The organism is Microbacterium sp. Z11_20 (genome assembly GCF_057197605.1).
On the sequence record NZ_JBXVOQ010000009.1, the window covers coordinates 1 to 1,114 of the forward strand.

Sequence of the window (1,114 nt, forward strand, 5' to 3'; positions counted from 1 at the left end):
TATCCGCCAGCGTGGACAGTGAGTATCGCTTCGTCAATGTGTTCTGGCTCGCAGCGGGCGCTGCCGTATGGTGGTCGCTCTTCCGCCTGCGTGAACGAGCGACGGTGTTGCGCGCGATGCTCGTACTCGCATTCGTCGGCGGCTTCATCCGCCTCATCTCGGTATTCGTCGTGGGATGGCCCAACCCTGTCTTCATTGCCAGCATGGTCCTCGAACTCGTGATCGTTCCCATGGTCCTTTGGTGGCACGCTCACGTCGTTGGCGTCCATAAGGCCCAATGACTCCATCTGTCCATCGCAACGCACCGCTTTCCCCAGAAGGGCGTCGACGGCTGGTAGAGCGCTGCAGGACCCGTCCGATTACGCATGTTGCGGCGGAGATGGGTATCTCTCGTGCGACGGCATCGAAGTGGGTGAATCGCTACAAGCAGTTCGGTGAGATCGGCCTCATGGATCGATCGTCGACGCCGGCCCGGCAACCGACGGCGACTGCGGCGGGCATCGTGGAGCGGATCGAGGTGATGCGGCGGGAGCACAAGTGGTCGGCATCGCGGATCGTGTTCGAGCTTGACGCAGAAGGCATCCGGATCAGTCGCCGCACCGTGTCCCGGCTGCTGGCGCAGCTCGGGCTGAATCGGCGACAGTTCATCGACCCGAATGGGGAGAGCAACCGGGAACCGCAGAAGATCGTTGCGAAGTATCCCGGTCACATGATCCACATCGACGTGAAGAAGGTCGGCCGCATCCCCGACGGTGGAGGCTGGCGCGTTCACGGACGCGGCAGCCCGGAAGCGAAAGCCGTGGACCGCGCCAAGAAGAGCACACGGGTTGGTTACGTCTACCTGCATTCCGCGATTGACGGGTACACGCGCTTGGCTTATACCGAAGCCCTTATGGACGAGAAGGCCACGACAGCTGTCGCGTTCCTGGGTCGAGCCCGCACTTGGTTCCGCGCGCACGGCATTGTGAAGATCGAGCGCATCGTCACCGACAACGGGGCCTGCTACCGATCCCACGCCTTCGCCGACGCCCTGAACGGGAGTCAGCACCGCCGAACTAGGCCATATACCCCCAAGCACAACGGCAAGGTCGAGCGTTACAACCGGATCCTCGCC

General features: G+C 62.7%; 2 protein-coding genes. Both read left to right on the forward strand.

All coding sequences use genetic code 11. From position 1 onward, the window contains the following. Positions 1–281 (forward strand): DUF4345 domain-containing protein (locus AC2DFQ_RS16000; protein ID WP_484534579.1); only part of this gene is annotated, 281 nt, incomplete at its 5' end. Beyond that, the coding region (locus AC2DFQ_RS16005) for an IS481 family transposase (protein WP_484534580.1) at positions 278–1,114 on the forward strand (837 nt) is incomplete at its 3' end. The genes AC2DFQ_RS16000 and AC2DFQ_RS16005, both read left to right, overlap by 4 nt.